Genomic DNA, 24,210 nt, shown 5'->3' on the forward strand with positions numbered 1-24,210 from the left:
CTCTATCGCTCCTTATTACTATAATAATAATCGTACTTATCTCGTTGTAAGAATGATTTCGTTATAAACCTTAACAATTTCCTCCAATATTTCTTTATTCCCCCAAATAGATTCCAATTTTTTGTAAGTGGTTGAAATAGTTGGATGGGTAAATAAATCTTCAAGCATATACTCTACTTGGAACACTTCTCGTAATCTAGACACTATCTGTAAGCCATAAAGTGAATTTCCACCAAGTTCTAAGAAATGATCATTTACCCCTATCTGATCAATATGAAGTAATTCTTGCCAAACCTGGGCAATAAATTTCTCAACATAATCTCTAGGCTCTATATATTCATTACTTTGCTTTGGCCTTGAATAAAATGTCTTTAAGTCATCTTTTACATTTTGTTTATTAGTAACTAATGTCATTTCATCCTTAATTGAAATAACCCAATCAGCTGGTTCCATATCAAAAATAATTGTATCTATATTCCCTAAAATCTCTTTCATATGATTTATCTCAAGACTCTCTAAACTTCCTTCTATATAAACGCTATTCCACAAATGCACTTCACCTTCAGCTGCGACTACATTTGCAACCGAAGAGGTAAAAGCATGTAATACACTCGTATACTTCTTTAGACCAGTTAGAAGTATGACAGTATAATCCAAAATTAAATCTCTGATAGAATCTTGCAATCTTCGTACTTCCAAGTCTAATAAAGATATTACATGCTCCCACTCTTCAAATGATTTGCCTCCAAGTAATTCTGAGCCATTAAGTGAGAAAATAATTCCATCGATATGCCCAAACTTCTCTTTAACTTGCAAGATTAGTTTACTGTAATCTTGCTCTTCCTCACGATAACTCCCATTAAATGAGATGTTTTTTTGAACAATATTTATATTTTCCATTTCAGAATACTTTTCTAAGAGTAACCATTCATCACTTGTTGATGTTAAACTAATAACTAAAAAAACCTTCTGCAAGTCAGTTCGTAAATTTGCACCCTGTGGAAGTTTTATATTTTGATAACTTCTTATCCAACGCTTCCCTCCACGGTATCCAACAATTTGTTTGTGACTTTCTTTAATCTCTGCTTCCTGTATTAATAGATTTACTATGTCATATGAAATTTTATCAGGCGTTGGAATATCAATTACTTTTACCATAATATTTTTTGACTTTTGGATATTCCCCAAATAGAGTTCTAAATCCGCAGTCTTAGAAGGGATTATTTTATCAATTCCTGTTATGTTATAGTATTTATCCCCAACAAGAATATAATTTAGCTTTCCATCGAAAGCTGATAATCGTTTATATAAATCTCTCCAACTCGCAATTAGTGGCTGTTTTGAATATAAGCCTCTTATATCGAAAATAGAAACTGGTACTTCTATATTCTTCAAGTATCCTTGCACAACTTCCCAATTAAAATCATGTTCCTTTTTTAGTATGAACACAGTCTTACCAAGCACTTCTAATTTATATTTTAGTTCCTCTTCTAATTCATTCTCTTCTTCAGAAATAATAAAAGAAAGTCCATTTGTAGCTACAATCCTATTAATACTTTTAAAAGCTCTTGACCAATTTGCTACAAAAGTTTGATAAATATCGTTAGAATCCTGATTTAACAAAACATTTAAATTTTTTTCACCATGCAACATGTATCGTTTTCTTTCAAAATAAGAGGTTGGTAGTGGACAACGCCTTCTATTCTCTCTTTCATGCAAGATATTCCAATCTGGATTAAATCCTAACATCCAAAGTTTCCCAATAGTATTTAAGAGGTAATACATATCACTATTTTTATCTTCATAAGAGGCTAAAGTATTAAGTTTTACATTCGCAGTATTTATCATATTAGTATCATTATTATCCGAACCCAATCTGATTAAGATACTATGAAAGTTTTCAATAAACTGCAGACAGTGTCTTATCTTAGCATTCGTAAAAATATTCTGAATCCAATATTCGGAACTAGTCGCTTGCTCATCTGTTATCCAATCCTCGCTTATATTTGAATAGAATGGAATATTTGGAGCATTAAATGTTACCTTTTTAGCTAGCTGTTGATGAAGTTCTTTCTTAAGACGATTTAATTGACTCGATTGTTGTGTGAAATCAGCAAACGTTAATTGAGATACCTTTTCACGCTCTGTGACAAGCCAAAGAGCCTCTTCTAAAGAAAATACTCCAGATAAACAAGCAGAGGTAATTTCACTAACACTATTCCCAATTAAACAGTTTGGAATAATACCGATGCGAATCAAAAATTTTGCAAGACTATACTCAATGGTAAATAACATTGGAGCCGTTAAAGAATTACTAATATTCTCTTCTATTATTGGTTTTCTTTCACCTGGATATAATACCTTATTAATTTCATAACCAATTAATGGAGACAGAATTTGAGAACATAAATTGACTTGTTCACAAAAATACTCTTGTGTTTCATATAACTCACGACCCATACCAATATACGCTGAATCTTGATCAGTAAAATAAAAAGCTATCGGACTATTTTCTTTTATGTTGGCAATCTTATTTTGTTCGGATTGTTCTAGTTTTTTAATCAAGTCATCACGATCTTTAACAAGCAAGTATTGTCGAGTGTCAAATGCAGCTCTTCCTACTTGAAGAGTAAAAGCAATGTCGGCAGGATTAATATCTGGATGTTTACGTAGATGATAAGCTAACCTTTTTTTATTTTGTATAATTGAATTTTCGGATTTGCCTGATAGTACTATTAAAGTTTGAGTTCTCCCCTTACTATCATTTTTTAATTCTGATTTAAATTCTTCCAAGACTACATGAGCATTGGTTCCCCCAATACCAAATGAACTAACACCAGCTCTTCGTGGTACTGAGATAGGTGACTCCCATTTTTTATACAAGTTGTTAACATAAAATGGACTCGTTTCAAAATCAATTTTAGGATTAGGACTTTGAAAATGAAGCGAAGGAGGAAGTTCCCTATTGTAAATTGCGAGTACAGTCTTAATCAATCCAGCAATGCCTGCAGCTGCATCTAAATGTCCAATATTCGTCTTTACAGAACCAATTGCACAATATCCATATTTATCTGTTTTCTTTCTAAATGCCTTCGTCAGGGCTGCAATCTCAATAGGATCACCTAAACTTGTCCCAGTTCCGTGCGTTTCTACATAAGTAATCTGTTCAGGATTCACACCTGCCCTATTATGAGCATCCATAATCACTTCTGCCTGTCCTTCGACTCCAGGAGCGGTATAACCAACTTTTACAGCCCCATCATTGTTCACAGATGATCCTTTTATAATAGAATAAATATGATCCCCGTCCTTAATAGCATCATTAAGTCTCTTCAGAACTACCATGCCTACTCCGCTTCCTCTAACAGTTCCAGATGCACCTTCATCAAAAGCTCTACAATGTCCATCAGGAGAACGAATTCCTTCTTCTTGATACAAATAACCATGATTTTGAGGGATTTCAACAGATACCCCTCCTGCCAATGAGATTGTACACTCCCTATTAAGTAAACTTTGACAAGCTACATGTACTGCAACTAATGAAGAGGAACAAGCTGTCTGGATGGCTAAACTCGGACCTCTCAGGTTAAGCTTATGTGATACTCGTGTTGTTAGAAAATCTTTGTCATTTCCAAGCATTAATCTATATTCGTCCAATGACCGTGAAGTTGCGAGAGGGAGTAATTGATTTACGAGATAAGTACTCATGCTAGTGCCAGCAAATAATCCTATTTTATTTTTATATTCAAATGGATTATATCCTGCGTTCTCTAAAGCTTCCCATGAACACTCTAATAATAATCTTTGTTGTGGATCCGTCATCTCAGTTTCAACTGGGCTCATATTAAAAAATTCTGCATCAAAAAATTCTGCATCATTAATAATCCCTGATGCTTTTACATACTTAGGATTTCTAATTTGTTCTTCAGGTATTTCAGAATTCACTAATTCTTCATCTGAAAAAAAGTGAATTGATTCAATACCTTCTACTAGATTTCCCCAAAACTCTTCGGTATTATCTGCACCTGGAAAACGTCCTGCAATTCCTATAATTGCAATATCATTATCTATTTGATTTTGGCTCTGTTGTTCTTGGATATCTACAGTGTTTTCTTGGTTTTTTCCATCTAAATATTCTGCAAGAAATTTTATTGTAGGTAAACGGAACATATCCGAAACAGTAAGTTCATTTCCAAAAACATCTTGAATCATCATTTGAACTTTTAACAATGACAGTGAATGTCCACCAACTTCAAAGAAATTATCATGAACTCCAATATTAGAAAGATCTAATACCTCGCTCCATATAGAAATGAGTTTTCTCTCTGTTTCACTTTCTGGACTGAGAGATTTTGAATTATTGGATTGCACTTTAATATTTTTAACCATAGCTAATCTATCTATTTTTCCGCTAGGAGTCTTAGCAAACTCTAGAACCTTGTGAAAATAGTTGGGAACCATATATTCTGGGAGTTTTTCTAACAATACCTTCCGAATGTTCTCCGCTTCTAATTCTTCAGAAGAAATAACAAAAGCGTGAAGAATGACATCATCATCTTTTTCCACTTTTAATACAAGTGCGTCATTAACTAATGGTACAGATAACAAAGCTTCCTCAATCTCACCTATTTCAATTCGATAACCTCTAATTTTCACTTGGTCATCATCTCTACCAAGAAATTGAATGTTCCCATTAGGAAGTTGAATCGCCTTGTCGCCAGTTCTATAAATTAACTCATCTTTATTCCATGGATGCTGAATGAACTTCTCTGAAGTTAGTTGTGGCTGATTAATGTATCCTTTTGCCAGACAAACACCAGAGATATAAAGCTCTCCTATTGCTCCAATTGGTTGAAGTTTCATATTCCTATCGAGGATATGAAGGTTCACGTTACTTATTGGTTTACCGATAGGAATTGAAGTAAGACCTTCTTCTATATCGTTTACATCATAGTATGAAACTTCTACTGTAGCTTCTGTTGGACCATACATATTCGTAACTTTTGTACCATTTGGAATCGTTAGCAGTTTGTTAATCCGTTCTACATGACTTAGCTTTATACTTTCCCCACTCGTAAAAATTCTTTGAAGGCTCTTAAGTTTCTTTATTTCATGCGGATTTCTTTCCAAGTAGTCTAAAAAATAACCAAGCATACTTGGGACAAAGTGAATTATTGTTATATTATTATCATATAAATGCTGTATTAATGAACTCGGATCCCCTTCTTTTCCAGGTGTTAATAAACAAAGTTTAGCTCCTCCAAAAATCCACCAAAATAGTTCCCATACGGATACATCAAAACTAATAGGTGTCTTTTGCAGTATCGTATCTTCTAAGGTTAATTGATATTTCGTTTGTGACCAATTTAATCTATTTAGGATTGCCTTATGAGTAACCATTACTCCTTTTGGCACTCCAGTTGAGCCAGAAGTATAAATAACGTATGCTAATTGTTCTAGAGCTACATTTACTTTAACCTTAACAGATGGATATTTTTCGAGTTCATCGATAGGATGTGAAATGACATTTGAAACTATAAGGGTGTCACCGTTATCCAAGATTAAATGTTTCACACCAGCATTTGAACACATATACTGTATTCTATCTAATGGAAGCTTTTGATCAATTGGCATATAAGCACAACCAGCTCTCATAATTCCAAGCATACTCGCTACCAAATTAATAGAACGTGGCATCATAATACCAATAACTTCTTCTGGCTGAACCCCTTTGTCTAAGAGACCATTTGCAATTCGATTTACTAAATTATCTAATTCTGAATAGCTTATTTCTTCTTGGTTACAGACTAATGCAATACGATTTGGCCAACGCTTAGCCTGACTTTCTAGTAATGTAGGTATAGGGCAATTATTTTTGTAATCATGATCAGTTGTATTATAACTATTAATGAGAAGATTTTTATCATTATCAGAAATCCAATTAATTGCCCCTAATCTACTTTCAGATTGGCTAATAAATTTATTGATAATTGATTCATAAAGCTCAATTATTCTTTTGATGATTGAACTTTGAAATACTTCCGGATTATAAGTGAAATTAAATTCAAGTTTTCCGTTTACCACCATTAGTGTTAGGGTTAAAGGAAAGTGATTACTTTCTATAAATTCGAACGATTTTATTTGAATACTTTTATCAGTTGAAAATTCTAATAAGTCATGAAGGGGATAGTTTTCAATAACAATTAATGTATCAAATAGGGAATTCCTACTGTCTATACCACTATAAGATTTTATATCCACCAGTGGAGTATTCTCGTATGGTTCTAAACTAATATAGTTTTCATGTACCCGATTAATAAATTGCCGAACTGTATCCTTGCCATTATCTCTTACTCTAAAAGGAATCGTATTTGATAAAACTCCAACAAGATTTTCTATACCAATAATAGGTGCTTTACGACCAGATACAACTGTACCGATTAAGACATCATCTGTATCATTATAAATTTGTGTCAAGATCCCCCAAGCTGCTAACAAAGTTGATGACAAAGTAAAGCTATTGCTTTTAACAAAATTCAAAATTTCATCCGTTTTCTCGAAAGTTAATTTATGATTATAAATAGCAGCATTAGTATTTTTATCATCTGAAATTGCCTTACTATTAACAGGAATTAATGTTTGGGCATTTGATCCATGTAAATAATCCTTCCAAAAATCTTGTAGTGATATTTTATCCCTCTGTAAAAGCCATTTAGCAGTTTGCTTTAATTTGGGTTTAGGTAAAACTATTTCAGCACTATTTTCGTTTTCATAAAGATTTATAAATTCATGAAGAAGTTGAACTAAACTCCACCCATCAAGTAATATATGGTGATAACTAAAAACCATAACCGCGGATGAATCAGTAATAAGATAAATGGTAATGCAAAATGGTTCTAAATCAATTGGAATCGGCTTTGCAAAAACATGTTTTTTTTCCATTTCTACTTTCTGATTTGCTTCATGAAATGAATATTCACGAAAGTCATGTATATGAAGAGGTAATGTCTTCTGTTTTAGAATAACTTGAACAGAGTTTTTCATATTTTTCCATCTAAAGATGGATCTAAGTGATTCATTAATCTTCTGAACTCTCATCCAAGTTGTTTTTAGTTTTTCTATATCTATTCGACCTTCAATGTCTAAAATCAAATGCTGACAGTATTGATTCGAATTTTGCTCCATACGATAGTGGTACAATAAACCCTCTTGCATAGGGGATAATGCCACAATGTCTTCCACATCATTTTTTGATAGTCTGTAGTCCACCTTTACCTTTTCCCCTTTCACATTAAAAATGCATTATTTTCCCATTTGATTAATTTAAACTAGGTTGATATATATAACCAGTTTTTGAGGAATAATTAGAATCTACTATTTTCCCTAACTCCATTTTTATTACCTGATCAGCTATATCAAAATATCGGTCATCATGAGTTATTGCAATAATACATTTACCCCTTGTTTTTAAATCAGGTATAAACTCATGATAAAACAAATCTCTAAATTGAGGATCTTGCTCCGCAGCCCATTCATCAAATAGATAGATAGGTGAATCCTCAAGTAAACAAATTAGAAGAGCAAGCCTTTTCCGCTGCCCAGTTGAGAGTTTCGTGGTAGTAAATTCACCGTTTTGAATTTGCACTTTAGCCTCTAACTTAAACAACTTCAAATATCTTTTTATTTCTTCCTCGCGTCCGTTCGTTTCAATACCATACAATCGATCAAATAGATAGTAGTTACTTTGAACTGCTGAAAAATATTCACCTAACTGTTTAGAAGAAAGACTTGAACCATTTATTTTAATGCTTCCACCTCTAGGTTCATATAATCCCATTATAAGATTTGCGAGTGTTGATTTCCCACTACCATTACTACCGACTATAAAAGTTACTTCACCTGAGCGGAAATGAGCATTCAATGGACCCACATTAAAAGAATCTTCTCCAAAATACTGATAACTTACATCCTCAAGCTCTATATGGTAAAACTCCTCTAAAAGAACCTCTTCATCTATAGGGGGATGTGCAGAAGTTTTTAATTCCTTCTCTAATTGAACTACTCTTCCCCAACTAACTTTAGCTTGAAATAAAACTGGAACTGTACTTAACAACCCATTTACAGGACCAATAATAAATAAAAAGACAACAACAAAGTTTAGAATAGTAGTGTCCTCAAAACTATCAATTATATTAGGAAGAAGGAATACCGATAACCCTAAAACGATAATGAATAAAAACTCACCAAGTACATAAGCATTTATAAATTTCAAGTCACCTTTAATACGAAAATTTTTAAGTTTTAAGCACTGTTCAATTATGTCTTTATAAAAAGCACTCTTCTTCTTTTGGCGCATGTGTAGTTCTTTGAAGCCAGAGATCATGTCCTCAATTAATTTATAAAATATGTTTTGTACATCCCGATTCTTTTCCCAAAAACGTTGGGAAACCCTTCCCGTCAAAATATATAGAGTTAGGCCTAAGACAATTAACCCAACTGATAGCAAAAATCCTTCAAATTGAATAAATGATAAGTACACTATACATACGAGTAATGTTATAAGGTTTGTTCCAGCTGTAACAAGAGAATTGACAGCTCTACTGATTACTTCCATATCTCCATTCAATGTTGCATAGATATTACTTTTTACAGATCTATCGATGCTTTCATATGAAGAATTAATCAGTCTATTAATTAATTCTTTTCTCTTTTCATAAAGAAACTCGTTGGTAAGTGTAACCAACCCACCACGGACATACTTTTGACCAATTAAATACACAATCACAACCATAATAAAATACATAAAAATCCTATTTCGATCTTCATCTTCTATACCAATACTGCTGTTGATTATAAAAATTAATAATGAGTTTGCTAAACCACTGACAATACTTAAAATAATTAAATTAAAAACTACTTTATTCTTTGTACCTATAGTTACATGTAGAAAAATAAAATATAAATAATATACAAATCCAATTATCCTTAAAGTCCAACCAGCTAAGGATAAAGTAAATGGAGCCCAGACTTTAATAAACTCCCAATTCGCTCGTCCTAAAAAAATATCTGGAATATAAAAAATAGCAAGCTCATATATAACTATAAGTATAGTAGCTAAAAACATGATTGCACTTTCTTTAACTCCTAACTTGCGTAGCTTTCTTTTCCCCTGAATTACTTCTTTAATCAGTAACCCTAAAAAGGCAATAAGGGATATTGTGAATATAGCTCCTACACCTAATATTAATGTGCTAACCCAATCTATTTTAATATAGCCGTCTAAACTATCACTAACACTTATTTCTTCACCATCCATTAACTCCATGATTCCTTGGCCAATTTTTTGTACATTTGAAGAGCTAAGATTAGCTAAAACTGTTACTGCATAATTTTTTTGCCCCAGACGAAATAATGTATGAGCCGAATAGTTAGGGTTAGAACCAAGGTGTGCTACCATTCCATCGCCATCCTGATAAATTGCCCACCCTGCAGCATATGAAGAACCATCTATAGTTGGTTCAACACTTCGATCTGGCTGGTGCGATTGAGATATAAGATTGAACCACTCTTTATGTTCAAGTCCCATTTGAATACGCAACCATTTTTCTGCATTATTTAAATCGGTAAGTATATATGCAGCTGGGGTATTCCCTCGATAATCTGGTGCTTTATATGGAAAGGGTTTTCCAAAAGCAAGTTTATAGCCCGTTGAAATATTTGATTCATCAGAAGGTCTACCTACGGACATACCATTAAGTCCAAGTGGACTTAAGATATTTGTTGTAATATAATCCTCATATTTAGTAGATGTTACTTTTTCAATTACTAGGCCCAATACATCATAGTTAATTGTTGCATAGTGATATTCCTTACCAGGTGCCTCTTTTAATTCAACACCTGAAAGTGCTCGAATATTCTCTTCAAGTGCATGTTCAGAACTACTCTTTGGAATATCTACCATTGTATAGTATGGAATACCACTTGAATGATATAAAAAATGTTCTAATTTTATATCAGCACTTTTTCCTTCAAAAGTCGCATCAAACCATGTAAGGTATTTAGAGATTGGATCAGATAGTTTTAATTTCCCTTCTTCTTCAAGCTTTAATATTGCTAAAGCAGTGAAAGCTTTGGTATTAGAACCAATTTCAAACATCGTTGAGTCTGACACCAGCTTCTGAGATTCAATATCTGAGTATCCTTTTGTCTCCTTATAAATAGTTTTACCATCTTTTATTACTACAACAGCAAGACCGGGAATCTTTGCTTTCTCTTTTTGTTCTTCTACAAAAGAATCTATATCATCTATTAATGTATTAGAAGATATTGCAAACGCCGAATTATATACATGTAATGAACAAAAAATAATACAGATTAGAGAGAATAGGATTTTTTTAAACATCATTTCTTTACACCTCCTTGTTCTGTTAATTTAAACTTTAACTATGAGTCTTTCTATATTTTCCAATATTGCTTGCTCGTGGCTAAATAGTAGTTGTATACGTTTTTGTAATCTATCCTGCATATCTATATTTGGATACATCAAAGCTTTCATTAGTAAATTGGCATATACAATCCAACTTTGATGACTAGTTAGATACAGCTTAGCTAAATCTAACTCTCCAAATTTATTAAGATATGAATGGGCATTATATCTTGAATTTGAAACTTCTTTCAGACTTGTATATATGTGGGAAACCAAAAAGTCTTTATTATCAAAATTACCTCTAATAATATTCAATAGCTGGTCGCCACATTTTTTTATAGCTTGTAGCCCTAACACTCCAGGATATTCAGTAGTGTCTTGTAGTAAAAAGCAACGCTCACCTCTCATTACATTCCAATTGTTTTTTATTACTTCTATATAGTTTTGTTCTGGTAAAAAAAACTGATTAGTATCTCTAGTTAAAAAGAAAAGAACTAAACGCCCACCTGACAGTTGATTTTGAAACTCATTCAATATATTTATCAATCTAAACTTGTTCATTTTCTCACTATGAGAAAAATAATGATCAGCTACTTTATAATTACTATCTACTTTTCCTAGTATTTCAAAACTATGTAAATAATGAACTCTCTTTTCGTTAAGACGACTGTAATCTAATGAAAATACATCTGATAAGACACCAACTGTTTGATTGGCGACTAACAGTTCTTCTAAACGATGTATAAATGAATCTATATCCAGATATTCTTCAGTTTCAACATTCAGTCCAAAATATTGTTTTATGTTATCTTTAAAACTTTGAAAATAGGGTTCTATAACAATCGTTGGAGATTGCCCCTTTTGAAATTCAAAGTAGAGTCCAGCTTGATTAAAAAGCAGTGTAACATCAATCCCTAGCCTTTCCAGCATCGCGGCAATCGTAATATGCGTGCAATTATAACGTTCGTTTTGATAAACTGCTTCTAACATAAAACCCTCTCCCTTTCTACTCATATAGCGACAATTAGAGTTAAGCTTTCTCTTTACTCCTGTTTGCAAAATCCATAATATATGGATCTCTTCTTATTTCCTTAATTAAGTTCTTATCTAATTCCAATAAATGTTTACATTTTGTTTTAATATTCTCCATATTTAATTTGGAGGAAAACACAGCTTTTCCAAAGAGAAACATTAGTACCTTTGCTTCTTGGTAGTATTGAGTAAGATAAGATTGAATTAAATGATTATGACAACCAAGTGAAATTAGCCCTTTTAAGAAACAGTACCTAGAACCAGAAATTAATCCAAAAACATGTGAATAAAAAGTCAAATCTTCAGATTGCTTCCTTAAGCTTTCCCACTTCTCTTCAGAAGCATTAATGAAGTCGTAATAAACCTCGTAATCATCTTCATACTCTAAAATGAGTTTTCTAATCTGATTAATAAAATGGTGTTTATCTAAGGTTTCATTAGAATTTTGACTAATTTCAAAATGGATAACAAACTTTTTCCTTATAGCATTAAACGCAAGCTTAAGGTACTCTTCAGGACATTTTTGTTGTTTAATATTTGCTCCAACGTTATCGATTGTATTGAATATCATACTCCCATCTTCAGCATATTCATATCCGACGATCATATGGCTATGACTAGTATGAAGTTTATTGTATTGAAGAGAATAAGGAAGATAGTATTCATCAACATATAAAAATACTTCTTTACCATTGCCAAGTAGCTCAATCATATTAGATTTTAATTCTTGATAATCTGAACATGTTGTAACGAAAAGATTTATATTAAGATACTTTAGATTTGATAATTTAACCTGATTTTCATAGTCGAATCTAGATTTTCTCTCTATGAAACTGCCTTTATAAATTCTGCTAGTTGTTTCCAGTGCATTACAATACATATAATCAATTGGATTATTTATCTTTAATCTCTCTTTAAAATAGTACATTAGAAGAGTTTGATAACATGCAAGATATAGTTCCTCGTTTTTATCCACTATCATCACCCTAATCTATTCAAAAGTTGAACAAATTTCTATGCTCTCTCTCCACTTTTCACTATTTTTAAACTTAAATGGATTACAAATATAAATGGTACTTATCTCATTTTTACTAGTTTGTTGGAATCCTCGCTTTTCGTAAAATAGTTCTGTTTGTTTATTCTTAGGAGACGCCTTATAAACCCCTATTAATTTCGTTATACCTTTATATTTCGTACGCTGGATTATAGATGAGAGTAATGCATCTTCTACTAAACGCCCTAATGCTCTGCAGGATAGTATAAAGTGTTCAATTACTGCTTTTTCTCCTTCATAATGAATTATACTGGTTCCAATAACCCCAAAATCCCCAAAACGATCTTCCAATTGAATCACAATCACATCATAATTTTCATTGTTACACCGTTGTCTTATTTCATCCTCAGTACATCGAATAGTTGTTAAATTAAATTGATTAGTCTTCTGAGTTAGTTGAGCTACTCTTGGAATTATTATTTGCTCTGCCAATGAAACTTTTACTTTCATTTGTAGAGTTCTATAATATTTCAAAATATCCATATCACTTTTAAGACTTTTGTCTCGAATTCTATCTTGTTCTTCTTGGTACATTTTCGTACGCATTGTATCTTCAGAAGTTAATGATTGATTTGACAACTCATATGCTTCAAGTAACTTATCTCGAAATAAATATGGTTTTTTCCTTGGCATATGAATAGCTTTCACTTCTGGAAGTAATTCTTGAATTTGAAAAACTTCCCATTCACTATCATCCATAAATACCAAGCTATCTAATGATATATTAAGTTTATTTGCAATTCGTAATAGGTTTGTTGCTTTGTCATCCCAATTTATCTCATATGCTGCTAGATGATTCTCTTTAATTAACATATGAGGGTGATTTCGTATCACTTCAATTACATCGTATTCATTGTTTTTACTACAAAGAGCAATTAGAATTCCTCTATTGTAAAAATTTAGCACTTCTTGCTGGAATTCATAATAAGCAGAACCAGGATGGTAAGGACTTAAACGAATATTTTGAATTCCTTCTTCTCCTATGATTCCACCCCATAGTAAATCATCACAATCTAACACTAGGCATTTCCGACTTTTACCACGAAGTGCACATATGTTACTTGCCATATATCTGGTTATCTCTCGACAGCCATCTTTACTATATGGTGAACGGCTCCAATGCCATTGTCGTTTGTCATAAATAAACTCGGCTCCGAAACGATATAAAACAAGGTTCAAATCTATAACAAAAGTGTTATATGATTTATCAAGTTCAACTTCCATAAAATCATTTAAATTTTTTATTATTTTATAAGGATTATAATCTAAATTTGAATTTATCATTACAGTAGGTATGCTCGGCAATTCAAACAAATTCCATAGTATAATAGCTTCTGAATGTTTGCGTATTCCCTTTAAAAGTGTTAATAGATTATGTTTAACAGAGATTGTCTCTTCAATTAATTTATTTTTATCCAGTTGATAGGGGTTTTTGAATAAATTGTCATTTAACGCATTGATATTAGGAAAAATAATTATAAAATCACTTTCTTGTTGTAGTAGATTAGTATGTTGTTTATGTATTTTCATTATAGTCTCATCAATATCAAGAAAAGATAATTCAGCACTTATTTGGTTTTGTAAGAGGAAATGAATTAAATAAGTATCAAATATAGGTTTTAAGGTTACATTTGTGAAAATTGTTATATTAATTTGTTCTTTAGCTTCTAACTTTTCCGCTTCATTAGTTTGTAATATATTTAAAAATTCTTCCTTGCCGGGATTATTTAACATATCATTATTCCTTTTCAGTTTGTTTTTCAACTGTAATTGAAAAAATGTGCATACAGGGGTTTTCCCCAAGTAAAATAGAGTCTATAAGAGATGGGACTGGAAGACTTAATTTTGTATACCAAATACATGGTTGGATTTTTGAATTTACTTTTGTTCCTGAATACAGAAAAGGGATTTGAATAAAGCATTCATTATCAGTCTTTGAGGGATCAGTTCCAAAATAACTAAGTTTTAAGGGTGCAGTATGAATTGTTGTATCTTTGTAATAAATCTCTATTTCTTCTTCCATATCTGTCATACTAGATGTTCCAATAACATGTATTGCTGAAGCTTCTGTATCTGATAAAAAAACTCGTTGTCCCGATAACTCCAAATTATCCCAATTACTTTGCTTACCCATATAGAATGGTATAGTATTATATTCAAAAACCTTATTAAAAGGCATATATTCTTCGGGAATGGAAGAACCTGATATTGTTAGGTATCCTCCTTCTTCAGAGTCCTTTAGTGAACAGGCCTTATGATTTAATATATTACTTAAGTCTAAACAATTATATTTATAGGACATTTCAATTCCTCCATTTAGAAAGTAAAGCATGATAATAAGTAAACGGTCTAAAGGACAGGAAATCACCTGATTTATGTAAAGTGCCATTTGCATTTAATATATAGCCATTAAGCGAAAACATAAAATTTTTTGCAAAAAGAATATATATTTTAATAATGTTCTTCAAGCAGAGAGTTCTCCAAAAAAGTGATGTTTAGCAAGAACAGGATAAAAGAAACTACTCTTATATCCTGTCTTGCCTTGTATTAATTTGCTGCTTTGGTAGCAGGACTAGCTTTAACAAATTCCACTTCTCTGTATTCCATTCCTTTTGCATCTGTAGTAACTTTGGAAATTAAGTATTTTAGCTGACTCAAGGTTTCATTCTTCTTCATATTTAACACCTCCTTTCAATATTCTTTAGGAAATTTTTTTATATTTCAGGAGTAGCACTACTAACATGACTTTGTATTAAATTAATAATTGATCCAATACTTTTGAAGTTTTCCAAACTATACTCATCATCATAAAATTCAATATCAAATTGTTCTTCAATAACAACTAACAATTTAATCCCTTGTACGGAGTCTAAACCAAGACTAAATAAATTATCCTCCTTACCAATTTGGTTAAAATCTATATTTACATTTAAGCAATTACTAATAGCAATTTGTAGTTTTTTTTCTATTTCTAACCTATTCAAAGATTCACTCTCCTTTTCATTTAGTAAAATTGATATTTATAAGGATTTAGGAATTAATAAAGTTTAATAATACGCTACTATTTGTAAGCAATTTTAGTAAATTCCTCGAATAAATCTGAAAACTTGAAATGAATAACATCTGAATGATATGGGCTTTGTGAACACAAAGTAGTCTTGTATTTTTCTGAAATATTGTACGATTTAAAATAGCAAGATGGTTCAGTGATTATTTGTCCATTACACTCATATAGTTTTATTGCCTTATCAAAGATTTCAATGGTAAACGAATTTAACGGTATAGACATACCTTCACCTATAAATTTGATATAGCTTTCTTTAGCTGTCCATATAGAATAAAAACGTTTAATACGATTTTCATTAGTTGCTTGATTTATGTAGTTGATTTCACTATTAGTAAAAAAGCGATCAGCTATTTTTAAATCTATATCTTTTATTTCTTCAATATCAATACCTACTGGACGATCTGATATTGCACACAGAACATAGTCACCCGAATGAGAAATATTGAATTGGAATTCAGGGTACTCTTTTAAATAGGGCTTTCCAAAATTATTAATACATAAAGTAATGTCATTATTGTCAATATTGAGTCTATGAATTATTAGAGTTCTTACTAATGTTTCTGCTACAACACCTCTAATTCGATCCGGTATTTGTCGGAGTCTCAATATTCGTTTTTTTCGTTCTTCTGATAGCAAATAAAGAATATCTTCTATATTATTTTCGTAATTTTCAATCTTTACTGAATATAGTTGTACCAAACTAAATTTCTCCTTTTAGTAGATAACAAGTAATAATTTAGTGATTTACTTAGAAATAAAACTGTACTTCTTTCATATTTATATATTTATATTACACAACTCTTTACATTTTTGGGTATTTATTTACACTTTACTTCATTATACATCAAGGAAAAGAAAAAATTCTACAATTTTTTCCATTATAAATACTAATTTACGAACTATATGGACTTAAAGAAAAAATCCAATGATAATTGAAATTATATTTCTTTTTAATAAACAAGACTAAAAGAGAGACTATTGCAACACCATTAATTGTGCTTTTACACAAAAAAGCATAGAAGTTTTTATCCTCTAATGCCACAAATTTATTCCTATATTAGATTTTCTATTCATCCTATTTGATGATTTTATAAAATGAACATTACCTGAAAATTATTTTTAAATCATTAGTTTGATTATGTATTTCAAAACCAATAAAAATTAAAGCACCTCCAGATGAACTAATAAGACGAATAGAAAAATTTACATTCCTTTGCAGAACAAGTAACGATAACTAATCGGGATGCTTGTGAAATGATTGAAGAGAGTAATGGTGGAAGCAAACTACTATTTTTATTGACCTTCCATATGTTAATAAAGCCTCTTCACTATATCGATGTTATTACAAAGAAGAGATCATATTAAACTTAATTGTTTATTCGATACTTTATATCATGGTTTTGATGGTGGCTGGAGAACTTATATTTATACCCAACTGTTAAAGCTGTGTCAAGAGCTTACACCGTTTAAATATCAAGAACATTTTAAAATCGTCGATAATAATAGTAGATAAGAAAGGGGATTGTAAATTATAATGAGTTGGCCGTTTAGTAAAGAAAGATTATTTTTATATCTCTCATATGTTATATATAGTTTTATAGTTATCTATGCTATTACATACATATATCCAAATTACTTTAGTGAAACGATTCTTATATTCCTTGCTGTAATGTTTTTCAGTTATGGTGCATACTTGATATCCCGCTTAACTGGTGTTTATAAAAAGGTGCAGGAAATCGAGGGGGAAATTTATCGACAAGAAATTAAGAAAGCATATGCTCATTTCTACTCAGAAAAAAAGAGCGATATTAGGAATTCTGCTTCTTCAAAGGAAACGAAATTGGAAAAGGAGGAATGGATAGAATTCGCGAAGGCTCAATGGTCTTGGAAAGGGAAAACCAACCGTGAATTAACAGCTGCAGAGAGGTATTTCAAAACTGAAAATAGTTTAAGACGGATAAATACTTTCGATAGGATTATAAATCTCATTTCTTCTCATTGTTACGGATTCTTTATTTTAGTTAATCCTCTCTATGCTTTTCTAACAACTATTCCAGTAGTTATCATTTCATTAGTACTATTTTTAATCTACAGAAAACTAAGAAGAAAATTACAGGAATTGTATATTGAAGTATACCCCGAAAATGTACGAGAGACATTGGAGAGTCTTGGTATAAAATAAAATCCCCCTTTAAGGGGGGATTAGGCTCTATGCCCACCAACCAATTTGGAACGGTGTACAGCTGTCCCTCCTGGAGTATAGGAGACTGCCCTTAGTAAAGAGGTGGGGCCAAATTTATTTCTTAATTCGTCTACTACATAACCTATTTTTCGTTTTTTCCAACTATTAGTATCAAAAAGATCCAATTGCACTTCGTAATCATCTACGAGTTTGGACAAACTAACAGATATTTGTCTAACAGTTTGTCCGCGATAATTTTCTCTCATAATATCCAAACATACCTTATATATATCCATGGTTGCATTAGTAGGATTTTCGATTGTTCTTGACCGATTAAATCCCCCACCATACTCATCTCGACTATATCCTAACCCAAAACTTATAGTGCGAACCGCATGATGATTTTTTCTTGCTCTTTTACATACCTCTTCGCACATTTCTAATACTACAGTTTCTATCTCTCTTCTTTCCTTGTAATCCCGAAGTAATATTTGACTTTTACCGTAACTGACTTGCCCAGCCATAATTGGTGAACCAATTTCGGATAAATCTATTCCCCAAGCATGATGAAACAATTGGTTTCCCAATATTCCAAACTTATTTTCCAGTAATTTTAAATCGTATCTAGCAAGTTGCCCTATAGAAAATATCCCCATACTGTTTAATGTTTTTTCAGTTCGCTTACCAATCCCCCAAAATTCACTCAATGGTGATATTGGCCATAATTTCTTTTGTACATCATTGAAAGTCCAAGTTGCAATACCACTATCCACCTTTTTAGCTTCTAAATCTAGACACAGTTTTGCCATAAGCATATTTGGACCGATTCCTACTGTACAGGGGAGTCCGAAATCACTGTAAATATCATATTGAATTTGTTTAGCTATTTCTTCTGGAGTGCCCCATTTATCAGAAGGGCCAAGTTCTAAAAAGCTTTCATCGATGGAGTAAACATGTACTTTATTAGGAGGTACATATTTATAAAATAACTTAATAATTTCTGTAGATACGCGGACAAATAAGGACATCGATGGATCCACTACAACAATACGAGGATCTTTTGGAATTTCAAACTTCCGAGAACCCGTTTTTATCTTAAAATCTCTTTTCATAGCAGGAGAGGCAGCAAGTACTACACTCCCCTCCCTCTCCGTATTTCCTACTACAGCTAAGTGACAAGTAAGAGGATCGAGACCTAATAATACAGCTGATACGGAAGCATAAAATGACTTCATATCGACTGCTAGTATGTTTTTATGAGGAAACTGAGAGTAGTCGAACATAAACAATCACCTATTTTGTTATTTTACTTATCATTGAAAAAGGTAGATATAAAATTTCTTCTGTTGTATCTTTAACTAAACGAAAATGCTTATTGTTGTAATCGATGAATATAGTTTTCCCTATTATGATTGCCTCACCTAGTGCTGGATGGTCAAAAACATAAAAAGAAACCGAAGAATTAGTTTCCATTGCATTATAAATTGTTTCTTCTTCAAGAAAAGAATAAGTCATTACTATCTCCTCCAATTAATATAAAAATTATATAAGAACTTATGTTCGATTACAATGTTATTTTCTTACTGGAATGTGTGATTTATACTATCGAATTTTAAATAATTGATATGATGAAATGAGAAAATGGAAGAAGAAGGTGAAATAAAAATACCTATTATCGGGGAATTTAATTGAAGATGAATAGAGAATGTTAGAGGATTATCTATCTGTGATTTTAGATTCTAACGGATTGAAATTTTTGTAGTAAGGGTATATTATAATATATAAGAATCAAACTAAAAAAACCAAGGAGCTACAACTCCTTGGACAACTACTTACGAGTGGTATGCTAAATAGTTATTTAGAAGACCCACCCTTTTGCTTCCTACGGCGCGGGGCGGGTTTTCGTTTGTTCTTCTTTTTGCTTGCAAAGCGATTTGCATAGCCCGCAGCAAGAGTAGTAAAAAAGATTTTTGCTACATCTTTGAGTAAGTCCAATACGAAATCCATTTGTATGTCACCTCCTTTCCCTCTTAGACAGGAAAAGAGTGCATACCACCCGCACCTATGTAGTTGTATCACCATTATATCACACCATTTTTCCATTAGGACAAACAAAAACCCCTTACATTGTGTAAAGGGTGTTAAATGATAAATTTTTGAAAGCTAGCACTTCTCATAAAACCTTTAGAAGTTAAACATTGATATTTAATTTCGCCCTTTAGAAGAGGGTCTAAATAAACAAAGTTCTTATCTTCTCCGATAATTAATTGTTTTGAAATTTTATAAAAGGCTTCCCTTTCCTTTTTGGGGACAAATTCCACAATTCCTCTTGATTGGTTCCCTTCTTTTATCAACCATCCAAAAGAGTTTTTTTTATATCCATAAATATTTCCTATTAAGAATTGGTAATTTTTGATTTTTTGGAAAGCGAAGGTTCGACTATCTAATATATATTTAGATGAGAGTTTTTTACTTACTATCCCTTCTAATCCTAGCTCCTTCACTTTATTAAATAAGGTTAGTCCATCGTTAAATGAGGTAGCTGCCGAAATTAGATGGTCATTATCAATAATCGAACTTAAGATATCTAATCTCTTTTCTAGGGGATCATGTATTGTAGATACTCCATTAAGGAAAAGAATATCAAATGCAACGAAGTGTACGGGGATAGCTTTCGCTAGAGAAACAATTTTATCTCTTTGAGACGCTTGAAATCGTGCCATTAGGCATTCGAAATTTGGTTTGGGTATTTCACCATTCTTATCAAGAACAATCACTTCTCCGTCCAATATACATTTTTGGACAGGCAAGTTTAAATTAAGTAATTCAATGTACTTTAATGTAACATCATTTCCATGTCTGGTGTAGATAGTGATTTTCCCATGATCGTAATGGAATAAAGCTCTATGTCCGTCAAATTTCAACTGATGTATATAATTTGAATCAGTTGATATAACCTCAGATGGTTGTAATAACATTGGTTTTAAAGGAGTGTTTAACACAGATTTTTCACCTCTTCTAATATCATAACAGAGACAGATTGGTCGATAAATAGAACGTTATTGTTAAAAGAGGAATAATGTGGTGACATAACCAAGGAAAAGCCCTTCAGTTTATTAGAAGGACTTAAGTGTGGTGATTCATGCTTTAAGACTAATATATAACCATCCCGTCTATTTTATGCATTTGAAGTATGTATGATTGTATTAATTTTGATTACAGTTTTATCGTGGCGAAGAACATTGACTAAACATTGGTTATAATTTATAATTCAGTTATAAGCGGTGTAGTCATTGTTTTGTTCATAAAAAGGGAGAGGGCAGTTATGAATACGATACTTACATTCCTTAACGGTTTTGTTCAATACCGAAGGGGGAAACAGACAGGTTTAGCTGGATTATTAGGACTTATTATTTTTGTTTTGGCAGTTTACAGATGGGATATTACTTATCCAATTTTAGAATCGCTGAAAATTATTGATTTCTTTGATAATTTGGGTTTGATATATGAGGGCGAACCAGGAACGACGTTGTACGCAATAATGTTATTCTTATCAAGAGCAGCAATAGTAATAATGTTTTTCTTAGCCGTAGCTTTAATTCTAAGTTTATTTTTAATGATTATTGGCTCTTCTAAGTTAGGACAAAATTTATTAGCATATGTGGTACTTACTATAATGATTCCCCTTTTAATAGTATGGATGTTAGGATATTATATTGCTTATTGTTTTGGATTTCGTACTAAAAAGGAAAAGGCAGAGGAGTCATATGAAAACTGGCATCAAGAGACTTTTGGAGAACATTCTGATAGATATAAGGAAGAGCAATTAAAGTATGAAGAGTCTCGTCTTTCCCCTTCTGATTTATTAAAAAAATACTGCACTACTTATTATATAGAGGATACAATTAGTCAGTTAAATAGATTGCCCATTTTTGGTGATACAGTTTTCATGCTAGGAGAAACCTATGATGGATCACTCTATATCTTAATGCCTGACCCTTTATTGAAATATAATAGAAAGATGGATATCGAATATAGGAGGAACTATTCTACTCCTATAAAAGCAGTACCATTTACTCTGAAAAATGTTGTGTTAGAAAAAAAAGATGATTCTAATATCATGAAATATAGACCAGAAAAAATGGTCATTTCTTTGAAGAAAAATCCCGAGTATAATGTAAATAGTGAATTAATTAAATATGAATTTTTAGTGGATATAGACTTTTGGGATATCAAGTCTTTTTATATGCCGGATCTTGATTTAATAGACATTAAGCATTACATTAGCTCTTTCGGCAAAAGAAATGATTATCGAATTTATTTAGAAGATAAGGTAGAAAAGTATTTTTCTCAAAAACAACATCTTTTAAATTTTTTATATAGAGACATATCAAGCGAAAAATTTCAAGAAGTTACTAATGACCTTAAAGAATTAAATGCAACAAATGAAGATATAGTTAAAATGATAAATGATTCTCCCAAAATACTAGGAGTGAATAATGAATAAAGAAACTTTAATAGAATTGTTAATTCCTCATAAAGAACATTTAACAACGGTAGGCAAGTGGGAAGAATATGCTTCAAAGCACAACCTACCATCCTATTACTCATTAAGAAAGTTCTTTAATGATTGGAACGAAATTAGAAGCGCTTTAGGAACAGAGATAAAGGGAAAATATAATCGAAATAGCCTTATTCAAATCGGAAAGGAACATAAAGAGCACGCTAAAACAATAAGAATGTGGAAAGATTACTCTGCTAATCAAACACTAGATCTTCCCTCTCCTGGTCAGATTTTAACAGTATTTAAAGATTGGTCATCGTTTAAAAATGCCATTGGAGTAGAGAATGAAAGAACTCCGAAGTATACAAAGCAAAAAATAAAAGAAATTCTTGAAGAACATAATGAATTTTTTATTTCACGTTCTCAATGGGATATATATGCTTCTGAGAATAAATTACCAACTTATAAAACAATTAGAAATCATTATACGTACGATGAAATATTGGATATAGTAGGAAAGAAAAAAGTTTTTAATTTATCAAAAGAAGAACTAATAAAACTTACATTAAAACCAGAGTATTTATACAAATTTCTCAATTCTACTAAAACAAAGTGGGATGAATTTGCAAGGGAAAATAATTTACCTTCTTCATATAAGTATATAAAAACTTTCGATACATGGTTAAAAGCAAAAGAAGAAATTGATAAAGCCTATCTAACAATGTCAAAAGGTACGGAATAATTACTTTACCGTACCTTCTATTTGTTTAACTATTTCCCAAGCGGAAGTTACAATAGAATATGTGGAATGGTGATGCTCCTCTGAGTGAGCGTACTCCGAGGGAGAAATACGAATTTCTATCCTTTTAGAAAGACCGTCTGAGTATTTTAATTCTAATAATACTCTATTAGAATTAGGACCAATCCCTTCTTTCGCTTCTTTGATTTTTAATCCCTCAATACTGCCGTTTCTTGAAATTCTGTTTATTATTTCCTTTACCACTAATTCTTTGTCCTCTTCTTTTGATTGGAATAAATCCTGTGAAAGAACTTCAATATCAAATGCAGAAGTAAAATAATCAATATTATCTTGTAATAACCCAGTCATAAAGTAGTTGATGACGTTTCTCTGAGGAGAAACGTCACTATGTTCATTTGGTTCATAAAAACCTAAGTCTAACTCCATGTCACCTTTTGCATTTTTTTCTGCCCACTCCATTGTCTTTTCTTGATATTCTTTATTAAATGATACTTCCTTAGCCACATTGTTTTGCATATCTTTTAAATCAACTGGAGTAAGTTTTTGACTGGAAGAAACATTGATATATATCGCAATACAGATTGTGATTATTGAGATACTGATAATCCAAATATAATGTTTTTTCATCATTTTTCTTCTTCCATAGCTGCACTTGCCAGCTCTTCTCTTAGTATTTTCCATTGGTTAGCAGTATTTGCTTGTTCCTTTTTAATTTCTATATATTCTTGTCTTAATGTGTCCTTATCCATGGTATTAGATTCATCTGTACTACTATTATTGGCACTTTCAATTGCTGTAAGTAATAATTGATGCGAACGATTGACTAAAACAATAAGATTTTGGTGTGCCTCAAAAAGTTCTGGATTAACATCTAGTGCCTCCACGTTGGAAACAAGTTCATTTGATTTTTTTATTGTTTCTTTCATTATTGTTGCAAATTGACTATTACTTACCTCATGGGTGTATAGACCATCTAAAGAATTATTAAAATTTGTTAAAATACTAGTCATTTCTGTTATAAATGTTTGTAACGATTCATCGTATTCAATGAGGTAGTCTATATTATCTTCTGTCACTTTTATATTAGCTTTAGAACTTGAAGAGCATCCACTTAAAATTATTACTAACGACAAAATTAGAAAAGAAAAACGTAGTTTACTAGTAGCTTTCATATACTCACCCCTA

The 24,210-nt window shown here is 31.6% G+C and carries 19 protein-coding genes; 3 read left to right on the forward strand and 16 right to left on the reverse strand.

Annotated features, from left to right (window positions below; genetic code table 11):
* Window positions 1-36 precede the first annotated feature (36 nt).
* From NSQ92_RS24655 to NSQ92_RS24700, 10 genes are all read right to left on the reverse strand, one after another.
* Entirely contained in the window at window positions 37-7,269 is a 7,233-nt protein-coding gene (locus NSQ92_RS24655; protein WP_341123800.1) for a non-ribosomal peptide synthetase/type I polyketide synthase, read from the reverse strand.
* Window positions 7,270-7,318: 49 nt separating this feature from the next.
* A complete protein-coding gene (locus NSQ92_RS24660) occupies window positions 7,319-10,405 on the reverse strand; it encodes a cyclic peptide export ABC transporter (protein ID WP_341123801.1) in 3,087 nt (1,028 codons plus the stop codon).
* A gap of 27 nt (window positions 10,406-10,432) precedes the next feature.
* Complete coding sequence (locus NSQ92_RS24665; protein ID WP_341123802.1) at window positions 10,433-11,416, reverse strand: BtrH N-terminal domain-containing protein; 984 nt, start codon at window positions 11,414-11,416, stop codon at window positions 10,433-10,435.
* 40 nt (window positions 11,417-11,456) lie between these two features.
* Complete coding sequence (locus tag NSQ92_RS24670) at window positions 11,457-12,434, reverse strand: BtrH N-terminal domain-containing protein (RefSeq protein ID WP_341123803.1); 978 nt, start codon at window positions 12,432-12,434, stop codon at window positions 11,457-11,459.
* Between the two features lie 15 nt (window positions 12,435-12,449).
* Window positions 12,450-14,246 carry an HAD-IIIC family phosphatase gene (locus NSQ92_RS24675; RefSeq protein WP_341123804.1) on the reverse strand — a complete coding sequence of 599 codons (1,797 nt, stop codon included), beginning with the start codon at window positions 14,244-14,246 and terminating at the stop codon, window positions 12,450-12,452.
* Between the two features lie 4 nt (window positions 14,247-14,250).
* Window positions 14,251-14,814 carry a hypothetical protein gene (locus tag NSQ92_RS24680; RefSeq protein WP_341123805.1) on the reverse strand — a complete coding sequence of 188 codons (564 nt, stop codon included), beginning with the start codon at window positions 14,812-14,814 and terminating at the stop codon, window positions 14,251-14,253.
* Window position 14,815: 1 nt separating this feature from the next.
* On the reverse strand, window positions 14,816-14,980 hold the full coding sequence (locus NSQ92_RS24685; RefSeq protein ID WP_341123806.1) for a hypothetical protein: 165 nt from the start codon (window positions 14,978-14,980) through the stop codon (window positions 14,816-14,818).
* 79 nt (window positions 14,981-15,059) lie between these two features.
* Window positions 15,060-15,188: a hypothetical protein gene (locus NSQ92_RS24690; protein WP_341123807.1), complete on the reverse strand. Its 129-nt coding sequence runs from the start codon at window positions 15,186-15,188 to the stop codon at window positions 15,060-15,062.
* Between the two features lie 38 nt (window positions 15,189-15,226).
* A complete protein-coding gene (locus tag NSQ92_RS24695; RefSeq protein WP_341123808.1) occupies window positions 15,227-15,496 on the reverse strand; it encodes an acyl carrier protein in 270 nt (89 codons plus the stop codon).
* A 77-nt stretch (window positions 15,497-15,573) separates the two neighbouring features.
* Window positions 15,574-16,278 (reverse strand): 4'-phosphopantetheinyl transferase family protein, encoded by a 705-nt coding sequence (locus NSQ92_RS24700; RefSeq protein WP_341123809.1) that lies wholly within the window; start codon window positions 16,276-16,278, stop codon window positions 15,574-15,576.
* Window positions 16,279-17,113: 835 nt separating this feature from the next.
* Here NSQ92_RS24700 and NSQ92_RS24705 point away from each other — a divergent pair.
* The gene (locus NSQ92_RS24705) at window positions 17,114-17,761 is read left to right on the forward strand and encodes a hypothetical protein (RefSeq protein ID WP_341153307.1); all 648 of its coding nucleotides are present in this window, start codon (window positions 17,114-17,116) and stop codon (window positions 17,759-17,761) included.
* 20 nt (window positions 17,762-17,781) lie between these two features.
* Here the strand turns inward: NSQ92_RS24705 and NSQ92_RS24710 are convergent, their stop codons facing one another.
* The 4 genes from NSQ92_RS24710 to NSQ92_RS24725 form a co-directional block, all read right to left on the reverse strand.
* Window positions 17,782-19,044: a Y-family DNA polymerase gene (locus tag NSQ92_RS24710; RefSeq protein WP_341123811.1), complete on the reverse strand. Its 1,263-nt coding sequence runs from the start codon at window positions 19,042-19,044 to the stop codon at window positions 17,782-17,784.
* Window positions 19,045-19,054: 10 nt separating this feature from the next.
* The gene (locus NSQ92_RS24715) at window positions 19,055-19,276 is read right to left on the reverse strand and encodes a hypothetical protein (RefSeq protein WP_047944556.1); all 222 of its coding nucleotides are present in this window, start codon (window positions 19,274-19,276) and stop codon (window positions 19,055-19,057) included.
* 339 nt (window positions 19,277-19,615) lie between these two features.
* The gene (locus NSQ92_RS24720; protein ID WP_162837595.1) at window positions 19,616-19,768 is read right to left on the reverse strand and encodes a hypothetical protein; all 153 of its coding nucleotides are present in this window, start codon (window positions 19,766-19,768) and stop codon (window positions 19,616-19,618) included.
* Between the two features lie 134 nt (window positions 19,769-19,902).
* Window positions 19,903-20,763: an ATP-dependent DNA ligase gene (locus tag NSQ92_RS24725; protein ID WP_341153308.1), complete on the reverse strand. Its 861-nt coding sequence runs from the start codon at window positions 20,761-20,763 to the stop codon at window positions 19,903-19,905.
* Window positions 20,764-21,086: 323 nt separating this feature from the next.
* On the opposite strand from NSQ92_RS24725, the gene NSQ92_RS24730 reads away from it, so the two are divergent.
* Window positions 21,087-22,268: a hypothetical protein gene (locus tag NSQ92_RS24730; protein ID WP_341123813.1), complete on the forward strand. Its 1,182-nt coding sequence runs from the start codon at window positions 21,087-21,089 to the stop codon at window positions 22,266-22,268.
* Window positions 22,261-23,007, forward strand: coding sequence for a hypothetical protein (locus NSQ92_RS24735; protein WP_341123814.1), 747 nt, complete (start codon window positions 22,261-22,263; stop codon window positions 23,005-23,007). The genes NSQ92_RS24730 and NSQ92_RS24735 overlap by 8 nt, the downstream gene beginning before the upstream one ends.
* On the opposite strand, the gene NSQ92_RS24740 is transcribed toward NSQ92_RS24735, so the two are convergent.
* Both NSQ92_RS24740 and NSQ92_RS24745 read right to left on the reverse strand, forming a co-directional pair.
* Window positions 23,008-23,655, reverse strand: coding sequence for a hypothetical protein (locus NSQ92_RS24740; RefSeq protein ID WP_047944560.1), 648 nt, complete (start codon window positions 23,653-23,655; stop codon window positions 23,008-23,010). It abuts the gene before it with no gap.
* Window positions 23,652-24,197, reverse strand: a complete 546-nt coding sequence (locus NSQ92_RS24745) for a hypothetical protein (protein WP_016204239.1) — start codon at window positions 24,195-24,197, stop codon at window positions 23,652-23,654. The genes NSQ92_RS24740 and NSQ92_RS24745 overlap by 4 nt, the downstream gene beginning before the upstream one ends.
* Window positions 24,198-24,210 lie beyond the last annotated feature (13 nt).

This window comes from Niallia sp. FSL M8-0099, from assembly GCF_038006945.1.
In the GTDB taxonomy this organism is placed as follows: Bacteria; Bacillota; Bacilli; order Bacillales; family Cytobacillaceae; genus Niallia; species Niallia circulans.

Coding starts and splice junctions, on each gene's coding strand:
- NSQ92_RS24730 (WP_341123813.1), top strand. CDS start 21,087: ATGAATACGATACTTACATTCCTTAACGGTTTTGTTCAATACCGAAGG.
- NSQ92_RS24715 (WP_047944556.1), bottom strand. CDS start 19,276: ATGACTTATTCTTTTCTTGAAGAAGAAACAATTTATAATGCAATGGAA.
- NSQ92_RS24720 (WP_162837595.1), bottom strand. CDS start 19,768: ATGGATTTCGTATTGGACTTACTCAAAGATGTAGCAAAAATCTTTTTT.
- NSQ92_RS24680 (WP_341123805.1), bottom strand. CDS start 14,814: ATGTCCTATAAATATAATTGTTTAGACTTAAGTAATATATTAAATCAT.
- NSQ92_RS24705 (WP_341153307.1), top strand. CDS start 17,114: ATGAGTTGGCCGTTTAGTAAAGAAAGATTATTTTTATATCTCTCATAT.
- NSQ92_RS24675 (WP_341123804.1), bottom strand. CDS start 14,246: ATGTTAAATAATCCCGGCAAGGAAGAATTTTTAAATATATTACAAACT.
- NSQ92_RS24660 (WP_341123801.1), bottom strand. CDS start 10,405: ATGATGTTTAAAAAAATCCTATTCTCTCTAATCTGTATTATTTTTTGT.
- NSQ92_RS24740 (WP_047944560.1), bottom strand. CDS start 23,655: ATGATGAAAAAACATTATATTTGGATTATCAGTATCTCAATAATCACA.
- NSQ92_RS24745 (WP_016204239.1), bottom strand. CDS start 24,197: ATGAAAGCTACTAGTAAACTACGTTTTTCTTTTCTAATTTTGTCGTTA.
- NSQ92_RS24665 (WP_341123802.1), bottom strand. CDS start 11,416: ATGTTAGAAGCAGTTTATCAAAACGAACGTTATAATTGCACGCATATT.
- NSQ92_RS24710 (WP_341123811.1), bottom strand. CDS start 19,044: ATGTTCGACTACTCTCAGTTTCCTCATAAAAACATACTAGCAGTCGAT.
- NSQ92_RS24735 (WP_341123814.1), top strand. CDS start 22,261: ATGAATAAAGAAACTTTAATAGAATTGTTAATTCCTCATAAAGAACAT.
- NSQ92_RS24690 (WP_341123807.1), bottom strand. CDS start 15,188: ATGAAGAAGAATGAAACCTTGAGTCAGCTAAAATACTTAATTTCCAAA.